The 25,235-nt window shown below is 72.7% G+C and carries 22 protein-coding genes; 18 read left to right on the top strand and 4 right to left on the bottom strand.

Translation table 11 applies throughout. The annotated features are described in order from the left end of the window. On the top strand, positions 1-1,782 hold the full coding sequence (locus tag Bra3105_RS05195; protein WP_228358876.1) for a proline--tRNA ligase: 1,782 nt from the start codon (positions 1-3) through the stop codon (positions 1,780-1,782). 117 nt (positions 1,783-1,899) lie between these two features. Here the strand turns inward: Bra3105_RS05195 and Bra3105_RS05190 are convergent, their stop codons facing one another. After that, on the bottom strand, positions 1,900-2,973 hold the full coding sequence (locus Bra3105_RS05190; protein ID WP_200503581.1) for a DUF4439 domain-containing protein: 1,074 nt from the start codon (positions 2,971-2,973) through the stop codon (positions 1,900-1,902). Positions 2,974-3,205: 232 nt separating this feature from the next. Between Bra3105_RS05190 and Bra3105_RS05185 the strand changes: the two genes are divergently transcribed. The 7 genes from Bra3105_RS05185 to truB all read left to right on the top strand — a co-directional run bounded on the left by Bra3105_RS05185 (position 3,206) and on the right by truB (position 11,431). Beyond that, complete coding sequence (locus Bra3105_RS05185) at positions 3,206-3,877, top strand: ribosome maturation factor RimP (protein WP_200503580.1); 672 nt, start codon at positions 3,206-3,208, stop codon at positions 3,875-3,877. A 1-nt stretch (position 3,878) separates the two neighbouring features. Further along, a complete protein-coding gene (nusA, locus tag Bra3105_RS05180; protein ID WP_228358875.1) occupies positions 3,879-5,021 on the top strand; it encodes a transcription termination factor NusA in 1,143 nt (380 codons plus the stop codon). Positions 5,022-5,076: 55 nt separating this feature from the next. Further along, positions 5,077-5,409 (top strand): YlxR family protein, encoded by a 333-nt coding sequence (locus Bra3105_RS05175; protein WP_323188847.1) that lies wholly within the window; start codon positions 5,077-5,079, stop codon positions 5,407-5,409. Between the two features lie 96 nt (positions 5,410-5,505). Then, positions 5,506-8,436: a translation initiation factor IF-2 gene (infB, locus tag Bra3105_RS05170; RefSeq protein WP_228358873.1), complete on the top strand. Its 2,931-nt coding sequence runs from the start codon at positions 5,506-5,508 to the stop codon at positions 8,434-8,436. A 130-nt stretch (positions 8,437-8,566) separates the two neighbouring features. Continuing rightward, positions 8,567-9,982 carry a TRM11 family SAM-dependent methyltransferase gene (locus Bra3105_RS05165; protein WP_228358872.1) on the top strand — a complete coding sequence of 472 codons (1,416 nt, stop codon included), beginning with the start codon at positions 8,567-8,569 and terminating at the stop codon, positions 9,980-9,982. Further along, a complete protein-coding gene (gene rbfA, locus Bra3105_RS05160; protein WP_200503575.1) occupies positions 9,975-10,481 on the top strand; it encodes a 30S ribosome-binding factor RbfA in 507 nt (168 codons plus the stop codon). Before Bra3105_RS05165 ends, rbfA begins: the two co-directional genes overlap by 8 nt. Continuing rightward, positions 10,481-11,431: a tRNA pseudouridine(55) synthase TruB gene (gene truB / locus Bra3105_RS05155; RefSeq protein ID WP_228358871.1), complete on the top strand. Its 951-nt coding sequence runs from the start codon at positions 10,481-10,483 to the stop codon at positions 11,429-11,431. Before rbfA ends, truB begins: the two co-directional genes overlap by 1 nt. A 190-nt stretch (positions 11,432-11,621) precedes the next feature. On the opposite strand, the gene Bra3105_RS05150 is transcribed toward truB, so the two are convergent. Beyond that, positions 11,622-13,196 (bottom strand): L,D-transpeptidase family protein, encoded by a 1,575-nt coding sequence (locus tag Bra3105_RS05150; protein ID WP_228358870.1) that lies wholly within the window; start codon positions 13,194-13,196, stop codon positions 11,622-11,624. A gap of 343 nt (positions 13,197-13,539) precedes the next feature. On the opposite strand from Bra3105_RS05150, the gene Bra3105_RS05145 reads away from it, so the two are divergent. The 6 genes from Bra3105_RS05145 (at position 13,540) to Bra3105_RS05120 (ending at position 20,269) form a co-directional block, all read left to right on the top strand. Further along, entirely contained in the window at positions 13,540-14,550 is a 1,011-nt protein-coding gene (locus Bra3105_RS05145; RefSeq protein ID WP_228358869.1) for a bifunctional riboflavin kinase/FAD synthetase, read from the top strand. 166 nt (positions 14,551-14,716) lie between these two features. Continuing rightward, positions 14,717-14,986 (top strand): 30S ribosomal protein S15, encoded by a 270-nt coding sequence (gene rpsO, locus Bra3105_RS05140; protein ID WP_152353576.1) that lies wholly within the window; start codon positions 14,717-14,719, stop codon positions 14,984-14,986. A 256-nt stretch (positions 14,987-15,242) separates the two neighbouring features. Further along, complete coding sequence (locus Bra3105_RS05135) at positions 15,243-17,498, top strand: polyribonucleotide nucleotidyltransferase (RefSeq protein WP_200503627.1); 2,256 nt, start codon at positions 15,243-15,245, stop codon at positions 17,496-17,498. A 109-nt stretch (positions 17,499-17,607) separates the two neighbouring features. Then, positions 17,608-18,957 carry a M16 family metallopeptidase gene (locus tag Bra3105_RS05130; protein ID WP_228358868.1) on the top strand — a complete coding sequence of 450 codons (1,350 nt, stop codon included), beginning with the start codon at positions 17,608-17,610 and terminating at the stop codon, positions 18,955-18,957. A gap of 56 nt (positions 18,958-19,013) precedes the next feature. Further along, positions 19,014-19,769 (top strand): 4-hydroxy-tetrahydrodipicolinate reductase, encoded by a 756-nt coding sequence (dapB, locus tag Bra3105_RS05125; RefSeq protein WP_228358867.1) that lies wholly within the window; start codon positions 19,014-19,016, stop codon positions 19,767-19,769. Between the two features lie 2 nt (positions 19,770-19,771). Continuing rightward, positions 19,772-20,269: a hypothetical protein gene (locus tag Bra3105_RS05120; RefSeq protein WP_228358866.1), complete on the top strand. Its 498-nt coding sequence runs from the start codon at positions 19,772-19,774 to the stop codon at positions 20,267-20,269. Here Bra3105_RS05120 and Bra3105_RS05115 read toward each other — a convergent pair whose 3' ends face one another. Together Bra3105_RS05115 and Bra3105_RS05110 are read right to left on the bottom strand one after the other, a co-directional pair. Next, positions 20,270-20,584 (bottom strand): AzlD domain-containing protein, encoded by a 315-nt coding sequence (locus Bra3105_RS05115; RefSeq protein WP_200503568.1) that lies wholly within the window; start codon positions 20,582-20,584, stop codon positions 20,270-20,272. Continuing rightward, positions 20,581-21,375, bottom strand: a complete 795-nt coding sequence (locus Bra3105_RS05110) for an AzlC family ABC transporter permease (RefSeq protein ID WP_228358865.1) — start codon at positions 21,373-21,375, stop codon at positions 20,581-20,583. The genes Bra3105_RS05115 and Bra3105_RS05110 overlap by 4 nt, the downstream gene beginning before the upstream one ends. Before the next feature lie 69 nt (positions 21,376-21,444). Between Bra3105_RS05110 and Bra3105_RS05105 the strand changes: the two genes are divergently transcribed. The 4 genes from Bra3105_RS05105 to thyX all read left to right on the top strand — a co-directional run bounded on the left by Bra3105_RS05105 (position 21,445) and on the right by thyX (position 25,167). Continuing rightward, complete coding sequence (locus Bra3105_RS05105; protein WP_228358864.1) at positions 21,445-22,182, top strand: HAD-IA family hydrolase; 738 nt, start codon at positions 21,445-21,447, stop codon at positions 22,180-22,182. A 29-nt stretch (positions 22,183-22,211) separates the two neighbouring features. Then, the gene (locus Bra3105_RS05100) at positions 22,212-23,549 is read left to right on the top strand and encodes a MurT ligase domain-containing protein (RefSeq protein WP_407650899.1); all 1,338 of its coding nucleotides are present in this window, start codon (positions 22,212-22,214) and stop codon (positions 23,547-23,549) included. Positions 23,550-23,659: 110 nt separating this feature from the next. After that, positions 23,660-24,406, top strand: coding sequence for a type 1 glutamine amidotransferase (locus tag Bra3105_RS05095; RefSeq protein WP_255719683.1), 747 nt, complete (start codon positions 23,660-23,662; stop codon positions 24,404-24,406). A 29-nt stretch (positions 24,407-24,435) separates the two neighbouring features. Beyond that, entirely contained in the window at positions 24,436-25,167 is a 732-nt protein-coding gene (thyX, locus tag Bra3105_RS05090; RefSeq protein WP_200503564.1) for an FAD-dependent thymidylate synthase, read from the top strand. The last annotated feature ends 68 nt before the right edge of the window (positions 25,168-25,235 follow it).

Genomic DNA, 25,235 nt, shown 5'->3' with positions numbered 1-25,235 from the left:
ATGATCCGCATGTCCTCCTCGTTCGTCCGCACCCTGCGCGAGGACCCGTCGGACGCCGAGGTCGCGAGCCACAAGCTGCTGGTGCGCGCCGGGTACATCCGCCGCAGCGCGCCGGGCGTGTACACCTGGCTGCCCCTGGGCCTGCGGGTGATGCGGAAGGTCGAGCAGATCGTGCGCGAGGAGCAGGACGCGATCGGTGGCAACGAGCTGCTGTTCTCCGCGCTGCAGCCCCGCGAGCCCTACGAGGCGACCGGCCGCTGGGAGGAGTACGGCCCCACCCTGTTCCGCCTGAAGGACCGCAAGCAGGCCGACTACCTGCTCGCACCCACCCACGAGGAGATGTTCACCCTCGCGGTGAAGGATCTGTTCAACTCGTACAAGGACCTCCCGGTCATGCTGTACCAGATCCAGACCAAGTACCGCGACGAGGCGCGTCCGCGCGCCGGACTGCTGCGCGTGCGCGAGTTCATCATGAAGGACGCCTACTCCTTCGACATCGACGACGCGGGCCTGGACGCCTCCTACTTCAAGCAGCGCGGCGCCTACCAGCGCACCTTCGAGCGCCTGGGCCTGCCCACCGTCATCTGCCAGGCCGACGCCGGCGCCATGGGCGGCTCCCGCTCCGAGGAGTTCCTGCACCCCACGCCGATCGGCGAGGACACCTTCGTGGTCTCCGACGGCGGCTACGCCGCGAACGTCGAGGCCGTCACGACCGTCGCCCCCGAGGCGCTCGCCGAGGACCGCATCGCGCAGCTGCCCGCCGCGCACGTCGAGGACACCCCGGGCGCCTCGACGATCGCGAAGCTCACCGACTTCTCCAACGAGGCCTTCCCCGGCCAGGGGTACGTCGCGGAATCGGGGGAGTGGACCCGTTACGAGATGCTCAAGCACCTCGTCTACCTGCTCACCCACCCCGACGGCACCACGGAGCCGCTCGTGATCGCCCTGCCCGGTGACCGCGAGGTCGACGACAAGCGCCTCGAGGTGGCCGTGGCCCCCGCGATCGCGACGGCCTTCACCGAGGAGGACTTCGCGAAGCACCCCGTGCTGAAGAAGGGGTACATCGGCCCCGAGGGGCTGGGCCTCGAGGCGCCGTCCAAGATCCGCTACGTCGTCGACCCGCGGGTCGTCCCGGGCACCCGCTGGGTCGCCGGGGCCGGCGCGAAGGACAAGCACGTCTACGACCTCGTGTTCGGCCGCGACTTCACCGCCGACGGCACGATCGAGGCCGCGGAGGTCCGCGACGGCGACCCCGCGCCCGACGGCTCGGGCCCGATGCGCCTGACCCGCGGCATGGAGATGGGGCACATCTTCCAGCTGGGACGGAAGTACGCCGAGGCGCTCGACCTGCGCGTGCTCGACGAGAACGGCAAGTCCGCCGTGGTGACCATGGGGTCCTACGGCATCGGCGTCACGCGCGCGGTCGCCGCGATCGCCGAGCTCCACCACGACGAGAAGGGCCTGACCTGGCCGCGCGCCGTCGCCCCGGCGGACGTCCACGTGCTCGCGACGGGCAAGGACCAGAGCGTCTTCGACGAGGCCGACCGCGTCGCGCGGGAGCTCGAGGCCCAGGGCCTCGAGGTGCTCTACGACGACCGCCCGAAGGTCTCCCCGGGGGTGAAGTTCAAGGACTCCGAGCTGCTGGGCCTGCCCACCACGGTCGTCGTCGGTCGCGGGCTCGCCGAGGGCAAGGTCGAGATCCGCGATCGTGCGAGCGGCGAGGTCGCCGAGGTCTCCCCGCAGGAGGTCGTGGACCTCGTGGTCCGCGCCGTCCGCGCCTGAACCGCGCGCGATCCCTCGATCCGACGCTCCGTCCCTCACCGCGAGGGACGGGGCGTCCGCTCGTCGAGGAGTCGGACGCCGCGGGCGCCGAACGCCGCGGAACGCGGACGCCCGTGCTCAGCCCTCCGGATCGAGGGTCGGCAGCGCCGACAGGGAGGAGCGCAGGGACGCCAGCAGCACCGCCTGGTCCAGGGCGGCCGCGATCGACAGCGACCGGCGCTCGAAGGGCGCGGCGCCGGTGAGGATCACGTGGTCCTCGACGAGGGTGAGGGCGAGCGCCTCGGGCTCGTCCTTCCGCAGCTCCTGCGTGACGCCGCCGCCCGGCAGCGGGTACACGGCCGCGCGCAGCACCTCCTTCGCACCGTCCTCGCGGGCGAAGGCGCCGAGCTGCTCGGCGCGCTCGCGGTCGGCATCGCTCTGGGCGATGAGGGCCGAGCGCTGCGTCCCGCTCGCGGAGGCCGCGAGCACCTCGCGCACGTAGCCCGCGTACCACTCGTCCTCCTGCGCCCGCTCGAGCGAGGAGTGGTAGTCGACCTCCGCACCGATCGACGGCGGGTCGGACTCCGGCACGTCGCGCGTGGGCACGATCTTCTCGGCCGACGGGGGACGGGTGGGTGCCTTGGTGCCGCCGATCCGGGCGAGCCTCTGCGCCGCCCAGGCCGAGAAGACGCCGGTGGCGAGCATGGGGCGCGCGAGGGAGCCGGAGACCTGCCGGGCCGCGTCGGTGGTGAGGTCGCGGATCGCCACGAGCAGGTCCGAGAGCCCCTGCAGGTCGGTCGGCGCGGCATCGCCGCCACCGCCGTTCCCCGTGCCGCCGCCATCGCTGCTGCCGGTGCCGCCGCTGCCGCCCGAGTCGCCGCTGCCGCCGCCGTCGCTCGACGCGGAGCTCTCGTCCTCCGCCTCGGCTCCGGTGAGCATGGCCTCGCGCTGTCGGCCGAGCGCCTCCTGCACCCCGGTGACCAGGCCGCGCGAGCGCTCGTCGGCCTCGATCTGCGCGCCGAGGCCCGTCTCGAGCAGGGCCAGCAGGTCGCGGCGGTAGAGGTCGTCGATGCCCTCCGGCGGCGGGGTGTACACGGCGGGCTGGCCGATCCTCACGCCGTCGCAGCCGGACAGGGCGAGCGCGCCGAGCGAGAGCCCGCCCAGCAGGACCGCACGACGGCGGGGCCCGGGGTGGGGGAGCTCGGCACGCATGAGCCCGATTCTGCCATCACCGCGCGGCTCCACCGCCATCGTGCGACGCCGCCGCGATCGTGCGGCGCCGTCATGGCCGCCCGACCTCCCCGTGAGCGCCCTGCCTCTCGGGCGTGCGCCTCGCCACGTGCGCGCGGTCCGGGGCCTCGCACGCGGGCGAGACCCGCGTGCGCGGACTAGAGTGGTGTCCCCGCAGGACGCACAGCAGAACACAGGAGAAGAGGTGGGAGCCATGACCTCCGAGCAGACCGTCGGACGCGTCGAGGACGCCGCATCGCAGATCCTCTCCCGCCACGACCTCGTGCTCGAGGACGCCGCCGTCCACGAGCGCCAGGGCACCACCGAGGTCACGCTCGTCGTCGACCTCCCCGAGGACCGCACGGGGAGCGCGGACCTCGACGCGGTCGCGGAGGCGTCCCGCGAGATCTCCGAGCTGCTGGACGAGGACGAGTCGATCCTCGGCCCCGGTCCGAGCCTGCTCGAGGTCACCACCCCCGGTGCCGAGCGCACGCTCACGCAGCCCCGTCACTTCCGCCGCTCCCGCGGCCGCCTGCTCACGACCACGCTGGCGGGCGCCGCCGGTGCGGGCGAGACGAGCCTGCGCGCCCGGCTGCTCGCCGTGGCCGAGGACGGGACGCTCACGCTGCATCCCGAGCCCGGCGTCGACGACCGCGGACGCCCCCGCAAGCTCCCGGCGGGAACTCCCGAGTTCCTCGCCGTGCCCCTCTCGGACGTCGTCTCGGCACGCGTCGAGGTCGAGTTCACCCCGCCGCCGGACCAGGCGCAGCTGGACGAGCTCGCCGCCCGCGCCGCCGCGGCCGTGCCCGCCGGGCAGACAGACCCCGCCGCCCCCGAGGACGGCACCACCCGCCCCTCATCCGCCGCTGACGATTCGGAGCGCTGACATGGACATCGACATGGGAGCCCTGCGGGCCCTGGAGCGCGAGCGGGAGATCCCCGTGGACGTGCTCCTGGACGCGATCCGCCAGGCGCTGTACGCCGCCTACCTGCACACCGACCACCCGGTGAAGGACTCCGAGGTCACGATCGACGAGCGCACCGGCGCCGTCGCCGTGCTCGCCCGCGAGCGCGATGCCGACGGCGAGCTCGTCGAGGAGTGGGACGACACCCCGGAGAACTTCGGCCGGGTCGCCGCCTCGACCGCGCGCCAGGTGATCTTCCAGCGCATCCGCCAGCTCGAGGACGACGCGGTGCTGGGCGAGTACGCCGACCGCACCGAGGACATCGTCTCGGGGATCATCCAGCAGGGCCGCGACCCGCGCATGGTGATGGTCGACCTCGGCACCGTCGAGGCCGTGCTGCCCCCGCACGAGCGCGTGCCCGGCGAGGACTACTCGCACGGACGCCGCATCCGCTCCTACGTCGTGGAGACCCGCCGCGGTCCCAAGGGGCCGCAGATCACGCTCTCGCGCTCGCACCCGAACTTCGTGCGCCGCCTGTTCGCGCTCGAGGTCCCGGAGGTCGCCGACGGCACCGTCGAGATCGTGGGGCTCGCCCGCGAGGCGGGCCACCGCACCAAGATGGCTGTGCGCGCGACTGTGCCCGGGGTGAACCCCAAGGGTGCGTGCATCGGCCCGATGGGCGCGCGCGTCCGCTCGGTGATGAACGAGCTGAACGGCGAGAAGATCGACATCGTCGACTTCGACGAGGACCCCACCGTCTTCGTCGCCCATGCGCTCTCGCCGGCGCGCGTCACCTCGGTCGCCGTGACCGACGAGGTGGGCCGCGCCGTCCGCGCGATCGTGCCCGACGGCCAGTTCTCCCTGGCCATCGGCAAGGAGGGGCAGAACGCCCGTCTCGCCGCGAAGCTCACGGGCTGGAAGATCGACATCCGCTCGGACGCCGCCCCGGAGCAGCCCGTTGTCGCGCAGGCCGCCCCGTCGGACGAGGCCCCGTCGGAGCAGGCGCCGTCGACCACGGCCCCGTCGGGCGAGGCGCGGTCGGCCCCCGTCGCGTCGGACGCCCCCGCTGCCGCCGAGGAGTCCACCGCCGAGCCCGCGCCGGGCGAGGAATCCTCGCAGCTGTAACGCACGCCTCGCGGATGCCGGGCTCCACGAGCAGGTCGGCTACACTGGTCAGGCTGTGTGCGCGCGAACTGGAGGCCCTGTGGAGAACCGTTCCACGAGCCATCGGCCCGAGCGCACGTGCGTGGGCTGCCGCAGGGTGGCCCCTCGCGACCAGCTGGTGCGCCTCGTCATGGAGCAGACCCCCGAGGGGGTCGCGCCCCGCGTGCGTGCGGATCCCTCCGGATCCGCGCCGGGTCGGGGAGCGTGGCTCCACGCCGACGCATCATGCCTCGACCTCGCCCTGAAGCGGGGCGGCTTCGCCCGGTCCTTCCGCGGCGCGGTCGACACCGGGCTCCTCGCCCGGGATCTCGAGGCCTCTTACCCACTCGCCTTCCAGGGGAACAGGTAGAAGAACCAATGGACATCCGATGAGTACTCGGTCATGAGCACCCACAGGAACTAATGGTCCGCGCCCTTCTGTCGGCCGGACCGAGACAGGAGAATTGTGGCTAAGGTCCGCGTCCACGAGCTCGCCAAGGAGCTCGGACAGCCGAGCAAGGTCGTTCTGCAGAAGCTGCAGGACATGGGCGAATTCGTCCGTTCCGCCTCCTCGACCATCGAAGCACCCGTCGCGCGCAGGCTGCGCGAGGCGTTCCCGGCCTCCGAGGCCGGCAGCGAGAAGAAGAAGCCCGCTGCGAAGCCCGGAGCCGCCAAGCCGGCTCCCGCCAAGCCCGGCACCTCCCCGAAGGCGCCCGCCAAGGACGATGCCGCCGCGCCCGCCCCCTCGGCCCCCGCCGAGAAGCCCGCGCCGGCGCCCGAGCCCTCGCAGGAGAAGCCGGAGAGCGCCGAGGCGCCCGCGGCGAAGCCCTCGAGCACTCCCTCCAAGCCCTCCGCGCCCACGCCCCGCACCGCCGCGGCGAAGCAGGAGGACGCCGCCGAGAGCGCCGCGCAGAGCGAGCAGTCCCATGCGGACGACACGGACGGCAAGGAGTCGTCCGGCTCGGCCGCCCCGCGCCCCGGCGCGGCTCCCAAGCCCGGCGGCGCCCGCCCCGGCAACAACCCGTTCGCGACCTCCCAGGGGATGCCGCGTCCCGGCCGTCCGCGCCCGCAGCGCGACGGCGGCGGCAACCGCCCCGGCGGCCCGCGCCCCGGCAACAACCCCTTCGCGACCGCGCAGGGCATGCCCCGTCCCGGTGGGCCGCGCCCGCAGGGTCGTGGCGGCGCCGGCTCCGGCTCCGGCGGAGACCAGGGCTCGCGTCCGCCCCGTGAGGGCGGCGCACGCTCGGGCGCTCCCCGTCCCGGCATGCCCACCCCGGGCATCATGCGCCAGCACTCCCACGGCGGCCTCGCCGACGCCCAGAAGCCGGGCGGCGGCGGTCGCGGCGGCCGTGGCGGCGGTCCCCGCAGCGGCGGCGGTCCCGGTGGTGGCGGCGGTCCCCGCAGCGGCTTCGGCGGTCCCCGCGGCCGCGGCGGACGCGGCGCCACCCAGGGCGCCTTCGGCCGCGGCGGCAAGCCCGCGCGCTCGCGCAAGTCGAAGCGCGCGAAGCGCCAGGAGTTCGAGCAGATGCAGGCGCCCGCACCGGGCGGCGTGTCGATCCCTCGCGGGAACGGCACGACCATCCGGCTGCGCCGCGGCGCGTCGCTCAGCGACTTCGCCGACCGCATCGAGGTGAACCCCGCGTCGCTGATCACCGTGCTCTTCGCGATGGGCGAGATGGCCACGGCCACCCAGTCCCTCGACGAGGACACCTTCCACCTGCTGGGGGAGGAGCTCGGCTACAAGATCGAGATCGTCTCCCCGGAGGACGAGGAGCGCGAGCTGCTCGAGCAGTTCGACATCGATCTCGATGCCGAGCTCGCCGAGGAGGACGACGAGGATCGTCTGCCCCGCTCGCCCGTTGTCACCGTCATGGGTCACGTCGACCACGGCAAGACCCGCCTGCTGGACTCGATCCGCAACGCGAAGGTCCAGGCCGGCGAGGCCGGCGGGATCACCCAGCACATCGGCGCCTACCAGGTCGAGGTGGAGCACGAGAGCGAGGACGGTCCCGAGGACCGCGCGATCACCTTCATCGACACCCCGGGTCACGAGGCCTTCACGGCCATGCGTGCCCGCGGCGCCGACGTCACCGACATCGCGATCCTCGTGGTCGCGGCCGATGACGGCGTGATGCCGCAGACGATCGAGGCGCTCAACCACGCCCAGGCGGCCGACGTGCCGATCGTGGTCGCGGTGAACAAGATCGACAAGCCGGACGCGAATCCGGACAAGGTCCGTCAGCAGCTGACCGAGTACAACCTGATCGCCGAGGAGTACGGCGGCGACACCATGTTCGTCGACGTCTCCGCCCGCGAGGGGCAGAACATCGACAAGCTCCTGGACGCCGTCCTGCTCACCGCGGACGCCGCCCTGGATCTGCGCGCCAACCCGGACAAGCAGGCCCGCGGCATCGCGATCGAGGCCAACCTGGACCGCGGTCGCGGCCCGGTGGCCACGGTCCTCGTGCAGCAGGGCACGCTCCACGTGGGCGACGCGATCGTCTGCGGGACCGGCCACGGCCGCGTGCGAGCGATGCTCGACGAGCACGGCCAGAACGTCGAGGAGGCGGGCCCGTCCCGCCCGGTGCAGGTGCTCGGTCTGACCTCCGTGCCCGGCGCCGGCGACTCCTTCCTGGTCGCGGCCGACGAGCGCACCGCCCGTCAGATCGCCGAGAAGCGCGAGGCCGCCAAGCGTGCCGCCGCGCTGTCGAAGGCCCGCAAGCGGATCAGCCTCGAGGACATCACCAAGTCGATGGCCGAGGGCAAGGTCGAGACCCTCAACCTCATCCTCAAGGGCGATGCGGCGGGCTCCGTCGAGGCGCTCGAGGAGGCCCTGCTGGGCATCGAGATCGACGACCAGGTGCAGCTGCGGATCATCGACCGCGGCGTCGGCGCGATCACGATGAACAACATCAACCTCGCCGTCGCCTCCGACGCCGTGATCATCGGCTTCAACGTGCGCGCCGAGGGCCAGAACGCCGAGTACGCGGACCGCGAGGGCGTGGAGATCAAGTACTACTCCGTGATCTACCGCGCCATCGAGGAGATCGAGCAGGCCCTGCAGGGCATGCTCAAGCCCGAGTACGAGGAGGTCGACACGGGGTCGGCGGAGATCCGCGAGATCTTCCGCTCCTCGAAGTTCGGCAACATCGCCGGTTCGATCGTGCGCAGCGGCGAGATCCGCCGCGGCGCGAAGGCACGCATCACCCGCGGTGGCGTGGTCATCACCGAAGGACTCGAGATCGCCGGTCTGCGTCGCTTCAAGGACGACGTGACCGAGGTCCGCGAGGGCTTCGAGTGCGGCATCAACCTGGGGCGCTTCAACGACCTCCAGACCGATGACCTGATCACCACCTACGAGATGCGCGAGAAGCCTCGCGAGAACACCTCGAAGTGACAGCGCGCGTCGGGCGCCCCGGTCGAACCGGGGCGCCCGACGCGTCCCTGCATCCCGGCGACGCAGGGCCCGCTCCGGCGATGCGAGCTCGGCCGGGGCCTCACAGGCCGACAGGGAGGGAGCCGAGACCATGACCGAGAGCCTGCTCGTGCTGCGCGCCCCCTCGGCGAACCGCGTGTTCACCGCGTCGGCCGGTCCTCTCGCCGTCCGCGAGGCCCGCTGGGTGCTCGGCGCCCATCTCGGTGCGCCGGTGGACGTGCGCGAGCGCGAGATCGCGGGCGTCGACTACCTCGAGATCCGGACGGACCCCCAGGACACGACGCCGGGATCCTCCGGGGACTCCCTGCGACCGCTCGTCGCGCAGCTCTCCTCGACCTTCGCGGTCTTCGAGGCGTCGGATTCGGGTGCTGGGACCGCCCCGGCAGGCGCTGATCCGGCAGGTGCGGCTCCGGCGGGCGCGGATACGACCGGCCCGGAACCGACCGGCCCGGAACCGAACGGCTCCGCCCTCCCGCTGCTGCGTCCGACGCCCCTGCCGGAGGTCATGCGCCACGGCAGCGAGCTCGAGACCACCCTGCGGTACCCGGGGAAGACGAACGAGCAGTTCACCGCACTGCTGCTGAACCTCGCCGCCGCCCTGTCGAGCCGGCGCGGGGGAGTGCTGCGCGGCGATCTCGCACTGCTCGACCCCACGTGCGGACGAGGCACGACGCTCAGCCGCGCCCTGCGCCTCGGCCTCAGCCCCACCGGCGCCGACATCGACGCCAAGGACATCGACGCCTACCGCACCTTCCTCACCACGTGGGCCAAGCAGCATCACCTCCCGCACACCCAGAGCTCGGGCCGTCTGGGACTCCGCTCCCCGGCCGGCGGCCGCGGCGCAGGATCGCGCTGGGACCTCGAGCTCGCCGCCGACCGCCGGGCGCAGCGCGCGGGCGAGGTCCAGAAGCTCCACCTGCTGACCTGCGACACGACCCGGCTGGCCGAGGTGCTCCCGGACCGCTCGGTCGACGCGCTCGTGGCGGACCTGCCCTACGGCGTCCAGCACGGCGCACGGACCGAGGGCTGGCAGCGCTCCCCGCTGGACCTGCTCGAGCAGGCGATGCCCGCATGGCGCGCGCTGCTGCGCACGGGCGGCGGCATGGCGCTCGCCCTGAACCGCCGCACCGCGCCCTACGAGCGAGTGCGTGAGATCCTCGGATCCCACGGACTCACCGTGCTCAGCAGCGACGGGGCGTTCCGCCATCGCGTCGACCAGGCCATCGACCGGGACGTGGTCCTCGCCGTCCCCGACGACCATCCCCAGCTGGACCTGCTGCGCGCCCTCGCCGCCTCCGCCGACGAGCCCACCACCCCGCAGCTCACCACCCCGCAGCTCACCACCCCGCAGGCCGCCGCCCCGCGGGCCACTCCTGCGACGGCCCCGTCGTCCACGACGGGGGACGGGACATCGGCCGCGGCCGCCACAGACTCCGAAGCCACCACGACAGACCCGCCCGCCCGTGCCGAGGCGCACGAGCCCCGCGAAAGGACCCGCCATGAGTGAGAACAGCCCCCGCGCCCGGCGCCTCGCCGACCGCATCCAGCAGATCGTCGCGACCATGCTCGACACCCGCGTGAAGGATCCCCGCCTGGGCTTCATCACGATCACCGAGGTGCGCGTGACCGGCGACCTCCAGCACGCCACGATCTTCTACACCGTCTTCGGGGACGACGAGGAGCGCGCGGGCACCGCCGCCGCCCTCCAGAGCGCCACCGGGATGCTGCGCCGTGAGGTGGGCCGCCAGACCGGCGTGCGCCTCACCCCGACCCTCGAGTTCGTCGAGGACGCTCTCCCCGAGAACGCCCGCACGATTGAGGACCTGCTGGTCCAGGCCAGGTCCCGCGACGCCGATCTCGCCCGCCAGCAGGAGGGCGCGTCCTTCGCGGGTGAGGAGGACCCCTACCGCAAGCCCCGCGACGAGGACGACGTCGAGGAGGACCTCGAGGACGGCTCAGCGGACGATCCCGCGGACGAGGACCCCGCGGGCGACGCGCGCGCGTGATGGCGCGCGGTCCGCAGGACCTCGCGGCCCTGCCCCACGGCGTGCTGCTCGTGGACAAGGCGCCCGAGCGCACCAGCCATGACGTGGTCGCCCGCGTGCGCTGGCTGCTGGGCACGAAGAAGGTCGGCCACGCCGGCACCCTCGACCCGATGGCCACGGGGCTGCTGATCCTGGGCGTCGGGCAAGGCACGCGCCTGCTCACCCACCTCGTGGGGCTCGACAAGACCTACACGGCGACGATCCGCCTGGGTCTCGCCACCACCACCGACGACCGCGAGGGCGAGGAGATCGGGGAGGTCGTCCCCGCCGTGGGCCTCACGCCGCAACGGATCGAGGAGAGCCTGGACGCCCTGCGAGGGGAGATCCAGCAGGTGCCCTCGACCGTCAGCGCCATCAAGGTCGACGGCAAGCGCGCCTATGCCCGCGCCCGTGCGGGCGAGGACGTGGTGCTCTCCGCGCGTCCCGTGACGATCAGCGACTTCACGGTGCTCGCCCGGCGCGACGCGGACCCCTTCCTCGATCTCGACGTAACCGTGACCTGCAGCTCGGGCACCTACGTGCGGGCGCTCGCCCGGGACCTCGGCGCTGCGCTGGGCGTGGGCGGGCACCTCACCGCTCTGCGGCGCACGCGCGTGGGCCCCTTCGACGTCCAGGACGCGGTGCACGTGCCCGCCCGCGGCGAGGGCGACGACGTGGAGCTTCCGCTGCGGGGCCTCGGCGAGACCGCCGCGCACGTGATGCCCACCGTCGCACTGGACGAGGAGAGGGCGATCGCCCTCGGGCAGGGCAAGCGCGTGCACGCGACGCCGTCCCCGGGCGGGGCCGACGGGGGAGTGCGAGCTGCGCTCGACCCGGAGGGTCGCCTGGTCGCCGTCGTCGAGACCGAGGCCGACGCCGAGGGCGAGCGTCTGCGGCCCGTCCTCGTCGTCCCCCCGGAGGTGCGCAGCTGACGGGAGGCCGGCGCCGGGTCGTCCGATCCGGGCTCGACACCGCGCTCGGTCTCCGCTCCGCATCCGCCGCACGTCCACCGGCGCAGCAGAAGGGCCCCGCCTCTCGGCGGGGCCCTTCTGTCGTTCGGGCGGCCATCGGCTCGGCGCGCCGCCGGTGCCTCGATGAGGGGACCGGATCAGGGTCTCCTGATCAGCGGTGCACCTCGACTCGGGTGCCGATCGATGCCCAGTTGTACAGCCACTTGGCGTCCGAGACGCGCATGTTGATGCAGCCGTGCGAGCCGGAGTACCCGAAGGACGAGCGCCACGGCGCGCCGTGGAACGCGTATCCGCGGTACCAGTACTGCACCCAGGGGACGTCCTTGGTGTTGTAGTACTCGGGATCCTGCTGATCCTTGTAGGCGCCGTTGGTCATGTCCTGCTTGTCGTAGCGCAGGTAGATCTTGTACGAGCCGGTCACCGTGCCGTGCCCGTTGGCCCCGTCGCCGTCGACGATGGAGCGCGGGCCCCACACGGGGGTGTCGCCCTGGTAGGCGGTCACCGTCTTGTTCGAGAGGTTGACGTCGATCCACTTCTCACCGGTCGGCTTGTCGGAGGAGGCGTCGTCGTCCTTGGACTTGTCGTCGTCCTTCGACTTCTCGTCGTCCTTGGACGTGTCGTCGTCCTTCGAGTCCGAGTCCTCGTCGTCCTTCGACTCGGGGGCCTTGGCCTTGGTCATCTCGGCCTCGACCTTCTTGGTCTCGAAGGACGCCTCGAGCGGACTCGTCCCGGTCATCGCCGCGACGAGCTTCTCGGTGACGGCATCGGTGTTGGTGATCTCCACGCCGTCGGTCTTCTCGGCGATGGTCTTGACGACCTTGCCGTCGGTGTCGACCTGCTCGATGCCGTCCTTCTTCTCGACGCTGTCCTCGTCGGCGCGTGCCGAGACCCACTCGCGCACGGCGTCCTCGTCGACCCCGATCTTCAGGTCCTTGCCCTTGTCATCGGTCGTGACGGAGAGCCAGCCGGAGCGGCGATCCTTGGAGACCGAGTGGGTCGCCCCGTCGGGCCCCGTGATCGACATCGGCTGGTCCAGCATCTTCGTGATCTGGTCCTTGACCTTCTGAGCAGTGTCCGTCGAGATCTTCGGGGCGGTCTCGGTGACCTTCTGCGTGAGGGTGAAGCTCTCGAGCTTCGAGGCGTCCTTCGTGAGGGCGGAGACGAACGCGTCGGTCTCCACGCCCTGGCCGTTCTTCGCCTTGGCGACGTTCCAGGTCCCGGCGTCCTCGTCGTAGGACACCTTCGCGTCCACGGGAGCGGTGCGATCCTCGGGGATCTGCTTCGTGGCGAAGTCGGCGGCAGCCTTCTCGTCGACGGACACCACCGGGTCCACGCCGCGCGAACCGGAGATCGTGGAGGAGACGACCTCGCCGATCGAGCCGTCGTGGGCGACGGCCTGCTCTCCGGTCTTCTTCGCGTCGACGTCGACGCCGAGGTCGGCCAGGGAAGCGGTCGTGGTCTCGCCGTCGGTGTCGACGGTGACCTCCGTGCTCTCGGCCTTCTTCTGGACGAGCGCGGAGATCTCCTCGGCGCTCTTGCCGGAGACGTCCTGCCCCAGGACCGTCGTGCCCGGGAGGGCCTTGCCCTCGAAGTTCTTGGCGTACGCGAAGGCGCCGCCCGTGAGGACGACGGCCAGCACGGCCAGGATCGCGATCACGATCAGCAGGACACGTCGGCGTCCGCCGCCGGACCGGCCCACATCGGTGGTGTCGGTGAGGTGCGACATATGGTCTCGCTCATCTCTTCGCTGCGGTTCCGGTTCCCCCTCGTCACGGGACCGCCCGCAGAAGGTCCACGGGTCCGCATTCGTACCCTTCACCATACGTCAGACTCCCCGGTCGAGCCGAGGGGACGGGAGTCACAGACGCGTCACAGTCGGGGCGGGACGCGCGGAGGTCCTCCGGCTGCTGTCCGCTCCCGCCCGCCCCGGCAGCCGCGGGTCCGTGACGACCGCCCGGGCTGTCGCGCCGGGACGCCCGTGCGGCGATACAGTGTTCCCCGTCCTCCCGCCCGCGCCCCCGGATCCCGGCTCCGGCGCGGGACCGGGCCCCGTCGGAAGGATCCTCACCGTGACCCGTGCGCAGATCTGGCACTCCCTCGAGGAAGTGCCCGCCGACCTCGGCGCGAGCGCGGTGACCATCGGGAACTTCGACGGCGTGCACCTGGGCCACCGCTACGTGCTCGACGCGCTGCGGGAGAACGCCGCGGCCCGCTCGCTGGAGCCGGTCGCCCTGACCTTCTGGCCGCATCCGCGCCACGTCATGCACACCCCGGGCGATCCCGCCCTCGTCACCGCGCACGAGGACCGCGACCGCCTGCTGCTCCTGGCCGGCATGAGCGGCGTGCTCGACCTCGAGTTCACCTGGGACTTCGCCCAGTACAGCGCAGAGGACTTCGTGCGCGTCTTCCTCGTCGAGGGCCTGGGCATGCGCTGCATCGTCACGGGTGCGGACACCCGCTTCGGCCGCGGGAACACCGGCGACGTCGAGACCCTGCGCGCGCTCGGGGAGAAGTACGGCTTCGAGGTCGTCGTGCTGCCCGATCTGCCGTTCGACGGGGAGCGGATCTCCTCCTCGGCGATCCGCGCGGCGCTGCTCGGCGGGGACATGCCCGAGGCGACCGCCATGCTGGGCCGTTTCCACACGGTGTCCGACACCGTCCACCACGGCTTCAAGCGCGGACGCGAGCTGGGGTTCCCCACCGCGAACCTCGGCCCGCGCCCTCATGGGCTGGTGCCGCAGGACGGCGTCTACGCGGGCTTCCTCACCGTCGTCGAGCAGGCGAGCGAGCACCGGGGGATCGAGCCCCTCGTCGGCGCGGTCACGACGATCTCCATCGGCACCAATCCCACCTTCCACGAGGGCAGCGACGACTCCCCGCGGATGGTCGAGGCCTACGTGCACGGCGACGACACCCTCGACCTGTACGGGGACACCGTGCGCCTCGAGTTCGTAGAGCGCCAGCGGCCCACGCTGCGCTTCTCCTCGGTCGACGCGCTCGTGGCCCAGATGGAGATCGACAAGGACGTGACTCGCCGCACTCTGGACGGAGTGCAGCCCGATGTCCTCCATCGCCGCTGATAAACTCTCAGCGCCGTCATATCGGCCGCGGAGGATTCCGCGCGCCCGCACGGCGCGCCCAGGCTCGTGAAGCCCGGGACGTGCCCGGAGCGCAGCAGGATCCGACACACAGAGCCCGGGAGAACAGGCCCCGGTGCGCCGCGCAACGACCGAGGGAGAAGCCGACATGGCCTTCGACTCCGCCACCAAGCAGGAGATCATCAAGGAATACGCGACCGCTGAGGGCGACACCGGTTCGCCCGAGGTCCAGATCGCGCTCCTGACCCACCGCATCACCTACCTGACCGAGCACCTCAAGGAGCACAAGCACGACCACCACACCCGTCGTGGTCTGATGCTCCTGGTCGGTCAGCGCCGCCGTCTGCTCAAGTACCTGCAGAACGTCGACATCGAGCGTTACCGTGCGCTGATCCAGCGCCTCGGCATCCGCCGGTGACACCCGCCGCCGCTCGTCCCCACGGGGCGGGCGGCGGTTCGCATCCGGCCCCGTGCCACGCGCGGGGCACGACCCGCGAGGCCGCGCCCAGAGCGCCGGCCCGCACGACCCACCAGCCCCTCGACCGTGGGCACGGTCCTCGGCAGAGACCTTCGGGAACCCCGATCCGCCCGGATCAGGAGGCTCCCCGCGGGCCCCTGACGATGGCCGCGTCCGGCGAGGGGCACCGATCCCATCGAAGGAGATCCCCATGGCCATGGAAGGCCCCGACATCACGGCGACCACCGCCGTCATCGACAACGGCAGCTACGGCACCCGCGAGGTGCGCTTCGAGACCGGCCGCCTCGCCCAGCAGGCCGCAGGCGCGGTCTCCGTGTACCTCGACGACGACACGATGGTGCTCTCGGCGACCGCCGTCTCCAACAAGCCGAAGGACAACTTCGACTTCTTCCCGCTCACGGTCGACGTCGAGGAGCGGATGTACGCCGCGGGCCGCATCCCCGGCTCGTTCTTCCGCCGCGAGGGGCGCCCGGGCACCGACGCGATCCTCGCCTGCCGCCTCACCGACCGCCCGCTGCGCCCGGCCTTCGTCAAGGGCCTGCGCAACGAGGTCCAGGTCGTCCTCACCGTCATGGCCGTCAACCCCGACGACGCCTACGACGTGGTCGGCATCAACGGCGCCTCCGCCTCCACCCAGATCTCGGGCCTGCCCTTCAACGGCCCGATCGGCGGCGTGCGCGTGGCCCTCATGCCGAGCGCCGAGGGCGGCCAGTGGGTCGCGTTCCCGACCTTCAGCCAGCTCGACGAGGCCGTGTTCTCCATGGTCGTCGCCGGTCGCATCGTCGGTGACGACGTCGCGATCATGATGGTCGAGGCCGAGGCCACCGACAACGCCTGGTCCATGATCAAGGACCAGGGCGCGATCGCCCCCACCGAGGAGGTCGTGGCCGAGGGCCTCGAGGCGTCCAAGGTCTTCATCCGCACGCTGTGCGAGGCGCAGCAGGAGCTGGCCGACGCCGCCGCCAAGCCGGTGCGCGAGTTCCCGCTCTTCCTGGACTACCAGGACGACGCCTACGAGCTGGTCGAGAAGACCGCCGCCGACCGCCTCCGCGAGGTCATGAGCATCGCCGGCAAGCAGGAGCGCGAGGAGTCCACCGACGCGCTCGCCGCCGAGGTCGTCTCCGAGCTCGGTGCCGAGGGCGCAGCCCTCGAGGGCCGCGACAAGGAGATCTCCGGCGCCTTCCGCGCGCTGACCAAGAAGGTCGTCCGCCAGAAGATCCTCACCGAGGGCGTGCGCATCGACGGTCGCGGCCTGCGCGACATCCGCCAGCTCTCGGCCGAGGTCGAGGTGCTCCCGCGCGTGCACGGCTCCGCCCTGTTCCAGCGCGGCGAGACCCAGATCCTGGGTGTGACCACGCTGAACATGCTCAAGATGGAGCAGCAGATCGACTCGCTCTCGCCGGTCCATCACAAGCGCTACATCCACCACTACAACTTCCCGCCCTTCTCGACCGGCGAGACCGGCCGCGTGGGCTCCCCGAAGCGCCGCGAGATCGGCCACGGCATGCTCGCCGAGCGCGCCCTGGTCCCGGTCCTCCCGGGCCGCGAGGAGTTCCCCTACGCGATCCGCCAGGTCTCCGAGGCGCTGGGCTCCAACGGCTCGACCTCGATGGGCTCCGTCTGCGCCTCGACCCTGTCGATGCTCAACGCCGGCGTGCCGCTCAAGGCGCCCGTCGCGGGCATCGCCATGGGCCTCGTCTCCGACACCGTGGGCGGCGAGACCAAGTACGCGGCCCTCACCGACATCCTCGGTGCGGAGGACGCCTTCGGCGACATGGACTTCAAGGTCGCCGGCACCAACGAGTTCGTCACCGCGATCCAGCTGGACACCAAGCTCGACGGCATCCCGGCCTCCGTGCTGGCCGCCGCGCTGTCCCAGGCCCGCGAGGCCCGCCTGCACATCCTGGGCGTCCTCAACGAGGCCATCGACGTGCCGGACGAGATGAGCCCGAACGCCCCGCGCGTGCTCGCGGTGACCATCCCCGTCGACAAGATCGGTGCGGTCATCGGCCCCAAGGGCCAGATGATCAACCAGATCCAGGACGACACCGGCGCCGACATCACCATCGAGGACGACGGCACCGTCTACATCGGCGCGACCGACGGCCCGTCGGCCGAGGCCGCCCGCGCGACGATCAACGCGATCGCCAACCCGATGGTCCCCGAGGTCGGCGAGCGCTACCTCGGCACCGTGGTGCGCGTGGTCGACTTCGGCGCCTTCGTCTCGCTGACCCCCGGCAAGGACGGCCTCCTGCACGTCACCCAGCTGCGCAAGCTGAACGACGGCAAGCGCGTGGACAACGTCGAGGACGTCGCGAAGGTCGGCCAGAAGATCGAGGTCGAGATCCGCGAGATCGACGCGCGCGGCAAGATCAGCCTCGCGATCGCCGAGGACGACGCCGAGGAGACGGGGTCCGACGAGGGCTCCGAGAAGGCGTCCGACTCCGAGTGAGCCCGACCGACCGCGTGAACGCGTGACCGCCGCGGGCGGCACCCCTCGACGGGGTGCCGCCCGCGCTCGCTCTCCATCTCCCCGCACCCGACCCTGGGAGGACCCTCCGGTGCCGATCGACCTGACCACTGACGCCGCAGAGCGCGACCAGCTCCTCGAACCCGGGGGAGACGGGCCGCTCGTGCGACGCACGATCCTCCCCGGCGGCGTCCGCCTGCTCACGGAGACCGACCGCTCGGTGCGCAGCGCGACGCTCGGCCTCTGGCTGCCCGTGGGCTCGCGGGACGAGACCCCGGCGCACGCCGGCTCCACCCACGCCCTCGAGCACCTGCTGTTCAAGGGCACCGCCAGGCGCAGCGCCCTGGACATCGCGACGGCCTTCGACGAGGTCGGCGGCGAGTCCAACGCGGTCACCGCGAAGGAGCACACCGTGTACCACGGGCGGGTGCGCAGCGCCGACCTGCCGCTCGCCCTGGACGTGCTCACCGACATGGTCACGTCCTCGCAGCTCGCGCCCGAGGCCCTCGAGACCGAGCGCGAGGTGATCCTCGAGGAGCTTGCGATGGCGCGGGACGATCCCACCGACTCCGGGTACGAGGAGTTCCTCGCCCAGGTGCTCGGGCCGGACACCCCGATGGGACGGCCCGTCGGCGGGACCCTCGAGACCGTCAGCGCCCTCACCGACGCCGACGTGCGCGCGCACTTCGCCGCCCACTACAGGCCCCAGAACCTCGTGGTCACCGCCGTCGGCGACCTCGACCACGACGAGCTCGCCGGGCGCCTCGCCGACCGCCTGGCCGCGGGCGGCTGGGACCTCCCGGAGGGCGTCGCTCCGTCGGAGCGTCGGCCCGCCCTCGAGCGCTCGCTGCCCGCCGCCGGCGCGACGCCCGGACCGGCATCGGCCGTCGTCCCGCACCACATCGTGCGTCCCCTCGAGCAGACCCACATCTACCTGGGCGGGCCGTCGATCTGCGCGACCAGCGAGGACCGCCACACGATGAACGTGCTGATGGCGATCCTCGGCGGCGGCATGTCCTCGCGGCTGTTCCAGCACATCCGCGAGGAGCGCGGGCTGGTCTACACCGTCTACTCCTTCAGCGCCGCCTACCGCGACGCGGGCCTGTTCGGCATGTACGCCGCCTGCCGGCCCTCGCGCGCCGAGCAGGTCGTCGAGCTCATGGGGGCCGAGATCGAGCAGATGCGCGATCACGGCGTCACCGACGAGGAGATGCGCCGCGCGCTCGGGCAGATCACGGGCGCTCTTGCGCTCGGTCTCGAGGACACCGCGTCGCGGATGGGGCGCCTGGGCAGCCTCGAGCTCGTCCAGGGCCGCTACTCGACGGTCGACGAGGCACTCGAGAAGATGGCCGGCGTGACCGCCCAGGACGTGCGGGACCTCGCCGCGCGCCTCGCCGAGTCGTTCACCACCCGGGTCGACGTCGGCCCCGAGGCCGGCTGAGCCGCCGGCTCGGCCCCGCACACCGCATCCCACCGCCCTCCCGGAAGGAACCCACCATGTCGCAGAGCATCCGCGTCGCCGTCCTCGGCGCCCACGGTCGCATGGGCAGCGCCGCCTGCACCGCCGTCGAGGAGGCCGACGGCCTCGAGCTCGTCGCCCGCATCGGCAGCTCCGACCCGCTCGACGCCGCGGCCGACGCCGGCGCGCAGGTCGTCGTCGACCTCACCGTCCCCTCCGTCACCAAGCGCAACGTGCTCTGGGCGATCGAGCACGGGATCCACGCCGTGGTCGGGGCGACCGGCTGGGACGAGGAGTCCCTCGCCGAGGTCCGCGCCGCGCTCGGCGAGCACCCGAGCACCGGTGTGCTCATCGCCCCGAACTTCGCGATCGGCGCCGTCCTGGTGATGCGCTTTGCCGAGGCCGCGGCCCGCTACTACGAGAGCGCCGAGGTCATCGAGATGCACCACCCCGACAAGCTCGACGCGCCCTCGGGGACCGCCCGCCACACCGCCGCCGCGATCGCCCGCGGCCGCGAGGCCGGAGGACTGGGGGCCGTGCCCGACGCGACGCAGAAGGACGAGCTCGGTGCGCGGGGCGCGGTCGTCGACGGCATCCACGTGCACGCCGTCCGCCAGCGCGGCCTCGTCGCCCACGAGGTCGTCCAGTTCGGCGGCGTCGGCGAGCAGCTCGAGCTGCGCCACGACTCCTTCGATCGCGTGTCCTTCATGCCCGGCGTGCTGCTGGGCGTGCGCGAGGTCGGCTCACGCCCCGGGCTCACCGTGGGCCTCGACGGCTACATGGATCTCGGCTGAGCATGCGCGCGAAGATCGGTGTCGCCCTGCTGCTGCTGGTCACGGCGGCCTACTGCTGGGGCCTGCTCTGGATCGCGACCGGCTTCGCGCGCGCAGGCGGCGTGATCGGCTGGGGGCTGGCAGCGGGCCTCGTCGTGCTGCTCGTCCTCACCGTGTGGGTGACCTGGCGCGAGGTCCTGTTCGGGCTGCGCGCAGGACGGCTCGCCCGGCTCTACGGCGCGGCGCGCTTCGAGCCCCGGGCCGACGACGGGACCGAGGGCATGGCGGCCGACGGGACCGGAGCCCGTGCGGAGCAGGACCCCGTCGCCCAGCGCGATGCGCGCAGGGCGGCGGCCCGCGCGGAGTTCGAGGCGGCGCGCGACGCCGTCCAGGACGGGGGAGAGGACGACTGGCGGGCCTGGTACCGCCTGGGCCTGGCCTATTCCGCGAACCGGGACACCCGCGACGCCCGCGCCGCCGTGCGCCGGGCGATCGCCGTGGAGGCCGGCCGCGGGGTGTGATCAGCCCCAGCCGAGCGCCCGGCAGAGCGCCGCGACCACGGCGGCCGCGATCACGACCACCAGGAAGGGCGCGCGCAGGGCGAGCAGCAGCGCGGCGACCGCGAGCGCGGGCAGACGGGCGTCGGCCATCAGCTGCGGGCCGTCGGCAGCGGCCTGGGTGGCGACCAGCGCGCCCAGCAGCGCGACGGGCAGCAGGGACGTGACCCGCGCGATGCGCGGCTTCTCGAGGACTCCCGGCGGCACCTGGTAGCCGATCCACTTCTGCGCGAACGACAGCACCGCCGCCGCGATCACGCCCGCCCACAGCCAGCTCATGCCTGCTCACCGTCCTTTTCCGTCGCGTCGACCCGATTCCCGCCGGCCACCGGGCGACGCGGCAGCAGCCCGACGACCACGGCGACCAGCGCCGCAGCGAGCACCGGCAGGCCGGCCGGCAGGACGGGCGTCGCGATCAGCGCGATGAACGCCGCGGCGACGGCGACGGCCACCACGTCCTTCGAGACCAGGCGCGGCCACAGCAGCCCCAGGAACGCCGCGGCGGCCGCGGCATCCAGGCCCCATGCGCCAGGATCGCCGACGCTCTGGCCGATCAGCGCTCCCACCAGGGAGAACAGGTTCCAGAAGACGTAGACCGCGATGCCTGCCGCCCAGAAGCCGGCGCGCTTGGCGGCCGGGGGACCGGCGGTCGCGGCCACGGCTGCGGACTCGTCGATCGTGAGCAGGGAGCGCGCGGCCCCCTTCGCCCCGCCTCGGGGCAGGGTCGGCGCGAGCACGAGGCCGTAGAGGGTGTTGCGGATGCCCAGCAGCACGGCGGCCAGCGCCGCGCCCAGGGCGCTGCCGCCGCCTCCGATCACGCCCACGAAGGCGAACTGGCTGCCACCGGTGAACATGATCGCCGAGAGCACCATCGCCTGCCACACGTCGAGCCCCGAGGCGGTCGCGAGCGCCCCAAAGGAGATCCCGTACAGACCCGTCGCGACCCCCACGGACAGCCCCTTGCGGCGGGCGGCCGAGACGGCGAGGGACACCGATGCGGCGTCCGGCGACGGCGCCTCGTGGGCGCTCCGCGCGGCGGGGGAGTGGTCGCTCGGATCGTGCGTGTTCATGACCCGTCCACAGTAACCGGGGAGTTTCCCGCATGCGCAGGTCGCACGGGGTATGAGACCGTGGGAAGCATGAACGCAGCCGCCGCCGCGGGCGCCCCCGAGGGGGACGCTCAGGCCCCCCAGGACCCCTTCCCCCTCGACGTCGACGCCCTGCTGCTCGACATGGACGGGACCCTCGTCGATTCGGGCCCCTCGGTGGAGCGCGCCTGGACGAAGCTGTTCGAGGAGCACGGCTCGAACCGGACCTTCGACCACACCCTCCACGGCATGCCCGCCCGAGGGGTGCTCGCCGACGTCTTCCCCGACATGCCGGCCGACGAGATCGAGGCCGCCCACGCGCGTGTCGAGGACCTGGAGGTCGAGGACGCCAAGCGGATCTCGATCCTCCCGGGCACGGCCCGGCTGATCGGCGAGCTGCAGTCCGCCGCCGAGCAGCTCGGTCGGCCCACCTGGACGATCGTGACCTCCTGCACGCGGCGCCTGTTCGAGGCCCGCTGGGCGATCACCGACCTGCCCTACCCCGAGGAGACCCTCGTCACCGCCGACCAGGTGAGTCGCGGCAAGCCCGATCCGGAGCCGTACGTGCTCGGCGCCGAGCGCCTGGGCGCGGACCCCTCCCGTGCGCTCGTGATCGAGGACTCCTTGGGAGGGCTCGCGTCCGCCCGTGCCGCGGGATGCCCGGCGATCGCGGTGACCACGACCACCCTCGCGCACGAGCTCGCGCCCCACGCCGAGGCGCTCCTGACCTCGCTCGACGACGTCGCCGTGGAGGTCCACGAGGGACGCCTGCGCGTCGTCCGCCGCTGAGGGCGTCGCCCGGTCCCGGCTCCAGTACGATGCCGAGCATGCGTTCCGCTCTCACCGTGGCCGCCGGCCGTGCCGCGCGCCGCCTGGCCAGACTCCGCGGCGGGGGCCGCGGGGGCAGCGCCTTCCCCGGACTCGTGGTCGAGAGGATCGACCCCGGCTTCCTCGCGCGCACCCTCGAGGAGCTGCCGCTGGGCGTGGTCGTCGTCTCCGGCACCAACGGGAAGACCACCACTACGAAGATCCTGGTGGAGCTGCTGCGCTCCCAGGGTCTGCGGGTCTTCACCAACCCCACCGGCTCCAACTTCGTGCGCGGCGTCGCGGCGGCCCTGCTCACCGAGGTCGACGCCCGCGGCCGCCTCGCCGCCGACATCGCCGTGCTCGAGCTCGACGAGGCCCACGCCGTGCACTTCGTGCGCCAGGTGCGCCCGCGCGCGAGCCTGCTGCTGAACGTCATGCGCGACCAGCTCGACCGCTTCGGGGAGATCGACCACACCGCCGACCTCCTGCACACGGTCGCGAAGGCCAGCACCGAGCTCGTCGTCCTCAACGGCGACGACCCGCGCCTGTCCGCGCCGCGCTTCACCGACGACCTGGGCGCTCGCGTCGAGCGCTTCGGCATCGGGGAGGGGCTGCGCCGCGTCTTCCTCTCCGACGACGACCTGCGCCGCGAGGACGCCGGGGGCGCGATGCTCGAGGACGCGGGCCTCGGCGCCGGCCCCGCCGACGACGCGCAGACCCCCGCCACGCGGCTCGAGGCCATCGACGGGCGCCGCGCCCGCATCCTCGTCGACGGCGCGGAGCACGAGGTCGAGTTCGTGCTGCCCGGCGTGCACAACATGCTCAACGCCACTGGCGCCCTGGCGCTCGCCTCCTCCCTGCTCGGGGCCGACGCGGACCTCCCGGCCCTGCTGCGCGCCCTCGCGCACGTGCGCGCGGCCTTCGGCCGCGGCGAGATGCTCGAGGTCGACGGCGTCCCCCTCGAGCTGGCCCTCGTGAAGAATCCCGCCGGCTTCCGGATGAGCCTGCTGAGCGCGGGCACGGACCCGGCGGAGACGATGATCGCGATCAACGACGAGTACGCCGACGGCCGGGACATGTCATGGCTCTGGGACGTCGACTTCAGCGCCCTGCGCGCGAGCGGCGTGCACGTGGTCAGCGGCGTGCGCGCCTACGACATGGCCCTGCGCCTGCGCTACGACGAGGTGCTCGTGGACGGCGTCGAGACGGACCTCGGGCCTGCCGTGCGGTCGCTGATCGACGCCGCCCGCGCGAGCGGCCGGCCGATGCGCATCTTCTGCACCTACACCGCGATGCTCGCCGTGCGCGCGCAGCTCTCGCGGATCACCCACGTGGAGACGGTCCTGTGAGCACGAACGAGCACCCCGCCCCGTCGGCCCCGCGCAGCGCGGGGACCGGCCCGGACCTCACCCCCGTCCCGACGCCGCACCGGCAGCCCGCGCGCGAGGACGCCCCGGCGCTGCGGATCCTGCAGCTCTACCCCTCCGAGATGAACATCTACGGAGACTGGGGGAACACCCTCACGCTGATCCGGCGGGCACAGTGGAGCGGCTTCGAGGTCGAGCTGCTGGCCCACGAGGTCGGTGACCGGCTCCCCGCGGACGTGGACCTCGTGGTCGCGGGCGGCGGCCAGGACTCCGGCCAGGTGCGCATCGCCGCCGACCTCCTCTCCCACGGCCCCGCGATCCGCGAGTGGGCCGAGCAGGACGTCCCCATGCTCGCCGTGTGCGGCTCCTACCAGCTGTTCGGGCACGTGTTCGTGCCCGCGACCGGCGACACGGCCGACGAGCCGCTGACCGGCATCTCGCTGCTGGACGTCGAGACCCGCGGCAGCAGTACCCGCCTGATCGGCAACCTCACCGTCGAGACCGAGCGCTTCGGACCCGTGGTGGGCTACGAGAACCACTCCGGGCTGACCACCCTCGGGGCGGACTGCACGGCGCTCGGCTCCGTGCGCGCCTTCGGCCAGGAGAGCTCGCGCGCGGGCGGGAACAACGGGGCCGACGGCACCGAGGGCGCGGTGCACCGCGAGGTCATCGGCACCTACCTGCACGGCTCCGTGCTCCCCAAGAACCCGGCGCTCGCCGACCACCTGCTCGCCGCGGCCGTGCGCCACCGGGTGGGGGAGGACGCGTACACCGCGCCCGACCTGGAGGGGATCGTCACCCAGCGCGCCCGCGACATCGCCATGTCCCGGCCTCGCTGAGGCCTCCGCCTCGACTACCCTGGGGAACCATGAGCGACAGCGAGAGCGACATCGTCTTCCGGTCCGACATGACCGTCCAGCTGGTGCGGTCGGCGGCGCAGGACGGCGACGTCGTCTTCGCGGCCCGCGTCTCGACCCAGGGGGAGAAGACGCTGGCCACCGCGGGCGAGGACGCGAGCGAGCGCGACAAAGGCCTGATCCGGTTCCTCATGCGCGACCGCCACGGCAGCCCCTTCGAGCACAACAGCTTCACCTTCTACGTCGAGGCGCCGATCTTCGTGTTCCGCGAGTTCATGCGCCACCGCATGGCCTCCTACAACGAGGAGTCCGGCCGCTACCGGAAGATGCGGCCGGTGTTCTACGTGCCCGGCCCCGAGCGCAACCTCCAGCAGGTCGGCAAGCCCGGCGCCTACACCTTCGAGCCCGGCACCCCCGAGCAGCACGCGCTCGTCACCGAGACCGTGCGCGCGCAGTCGACCTCCGCCTACGAGGGCTACCGCCGGATGCTCGAGGCGGGCGTCGCCCGCGAGGTCGCCCGCACGGTGCTGCCGCTGAACCTGTACTCCTCGATGTACGTCACCGTGAACGCGCGCAGCATGATGAACTTCCTGAGCCTGCGCACCCAGCGCCCCGACTCTGCGTTCCCCTCCTTCCCGCAGCGCGAGATCGAGATGGTCGCCGAGCTCATGGAGCAGCACTTCGCCGAGAAGATGCCGCTCACCCACGCCGCCTTCGAGGCGGGCGGCCGCGTCGCACCCTGACGCGCCCGCTCGCCGCACCCGCACCCCCATCAGGCAGTCCCACCAGCCAGGCAGTCCCACCAGGAGGA

The sequence above is a fragment of the Brachybacterium halotolerans subsp. kimchii genome (assembly GCF_020792675.1).
GTDB lineage: Bacteria > Actinomycetota > Actinomycetes > Actinomycetales > Dermabacteraceae > Brachybacterium > Brachybacterium halotolerans.
Note: the sequence above shows the minus strand (reverse complement) of the source record. Positions and strands in the feature narration are given on the sequence as shown.

What these genes read in the sequence shown, in the direction of transcription:
- Bra3105_RS05195 (WP_228358876.1), top strand. Translation starts at nt 1, where the DNA reads ATGATCCGCATGTCCTCCTCGTTCGTCCGCACCCTGCGCGAGGACCCG.
- Bra3105_RS05190 (WP_200503581.1), bottom strand. Translation starts at nt 2,973, where the DNA reads ATGCGTGCCGAGCTCCCCCACCCCGGGCCCCGCCGTCGTGCGGTCCTG.
- Bra3105_RS05185 (WP_200503580.1), top strand. Translation starts at nt 3,206, where the DNA reads ATGACCTCCGAGCAGACCGTCGGACGCGTCGAGGACGCCGCATCGCAG.
- nusA (WP_228358875.1), top strand. Translation starts at nt 3,879, where the DNA reads ATGGACATCGACATGGGAGCCCTGCGGGCCCTGGAGCGCGAGCGGGAG.
- Bra3105_RS05165 (WP_228358872.1), top strand. Translation starts at nt 8,567, where the DNA reads ATGACCGAGAGCCTGCTCGTGCTGCGCGCCCCCTCGGCGAACCGCGTG.
- rbfA (WP_200503575.1), top strand. Translation starts at nt 9,975, where the DNA reads ATGAGTGAGAACAGCCCCCGCGCCCGGCGCCTCGCCGACCGCATCCAG.
- truB (WP_228358871.1), top strand. Translation starts at nt 10,481, where the DNA reads ATGGCGCGCGGTCCGCAGGACCTCGCGGCCCTGCCCCACGGCGTGCTG.
- Bra3105_RS05150 (WP_228358870.1), bottom strand. Translation starts at nt 13,196, where the DNA reads ATGTCGCACCTCACCGACACCACCGATGTGGGCCGGTCCGGCGGCGGA.
- rpsO (WP_152353576.1), top strand. Translation starts at nt 14,717, where the DNA reads ATGGCCTTCGACTCCGCCACCAAGCAGGAGATCATCAAGGAATACGCG.
- Bra3105_RS05135 (WP_200503627.1), top strand. Translation starts at nt 15,243, where the DNA reads ATGGAAGGCCCCGACATCACGGCGACCACCGCCGTCATCGACAACGGC.
- dapB (WP_228358867.1), top strand. Translation starts at nt 19,014, where the DNA reads ATGTCGCAGAGCATCCGCGTCGCCGTCCTCGGCGCCCACGGTCGCATG.
- Bra3105_RS05120 (WP_228358866.1), top strand. Translation starts at nt 19,772, where the DNA reads ATGCGCGCGAAGATCGGTGTCGCCCTGCTGCTGCTGGTCACGGCGGCC.
- Bra3105_RS05115 (WP_200503568.1), bottom strand. Translation starts at nt 20,584, where the DNA reads ATGAGCTGGCTGTGGGCGGGCGTGATCGCGGCGGCGGTGCTGTCGTTC.
- Bra3105_RS05110 (WP_228358865.1), bottom strand. Translation starts at nt 21,375, where the DNA reads ATGAACACGCACGATCCGAGCGACCACTCCCCCGCCGCGCGGAGCGCC.
- Bra3105_RS05105 (WP_228358864.1), top strand. Translation starts at nt 21,445, where the DNA reads ATGAACGCAGCCGCCGCCGCGGGCGCCCCCGAGGGGGACGCTCAGGCC.
- Bra3105_RS05100 (WP_407650899.1), top strand. Translation starts at nt 22,212, where the DNA reads ATGCCGAGCATGCGTTCCGCTCTCACCGTGGCCGCCGGCCGTGCCGCG.
- thyX (WP_200503564.1), top strand. Translation starts at nt 24,436, where the DNA reads ATGAGCGACAGCGAGAGCGACATCGTCTTCCGGTCCGACATGACCGTC.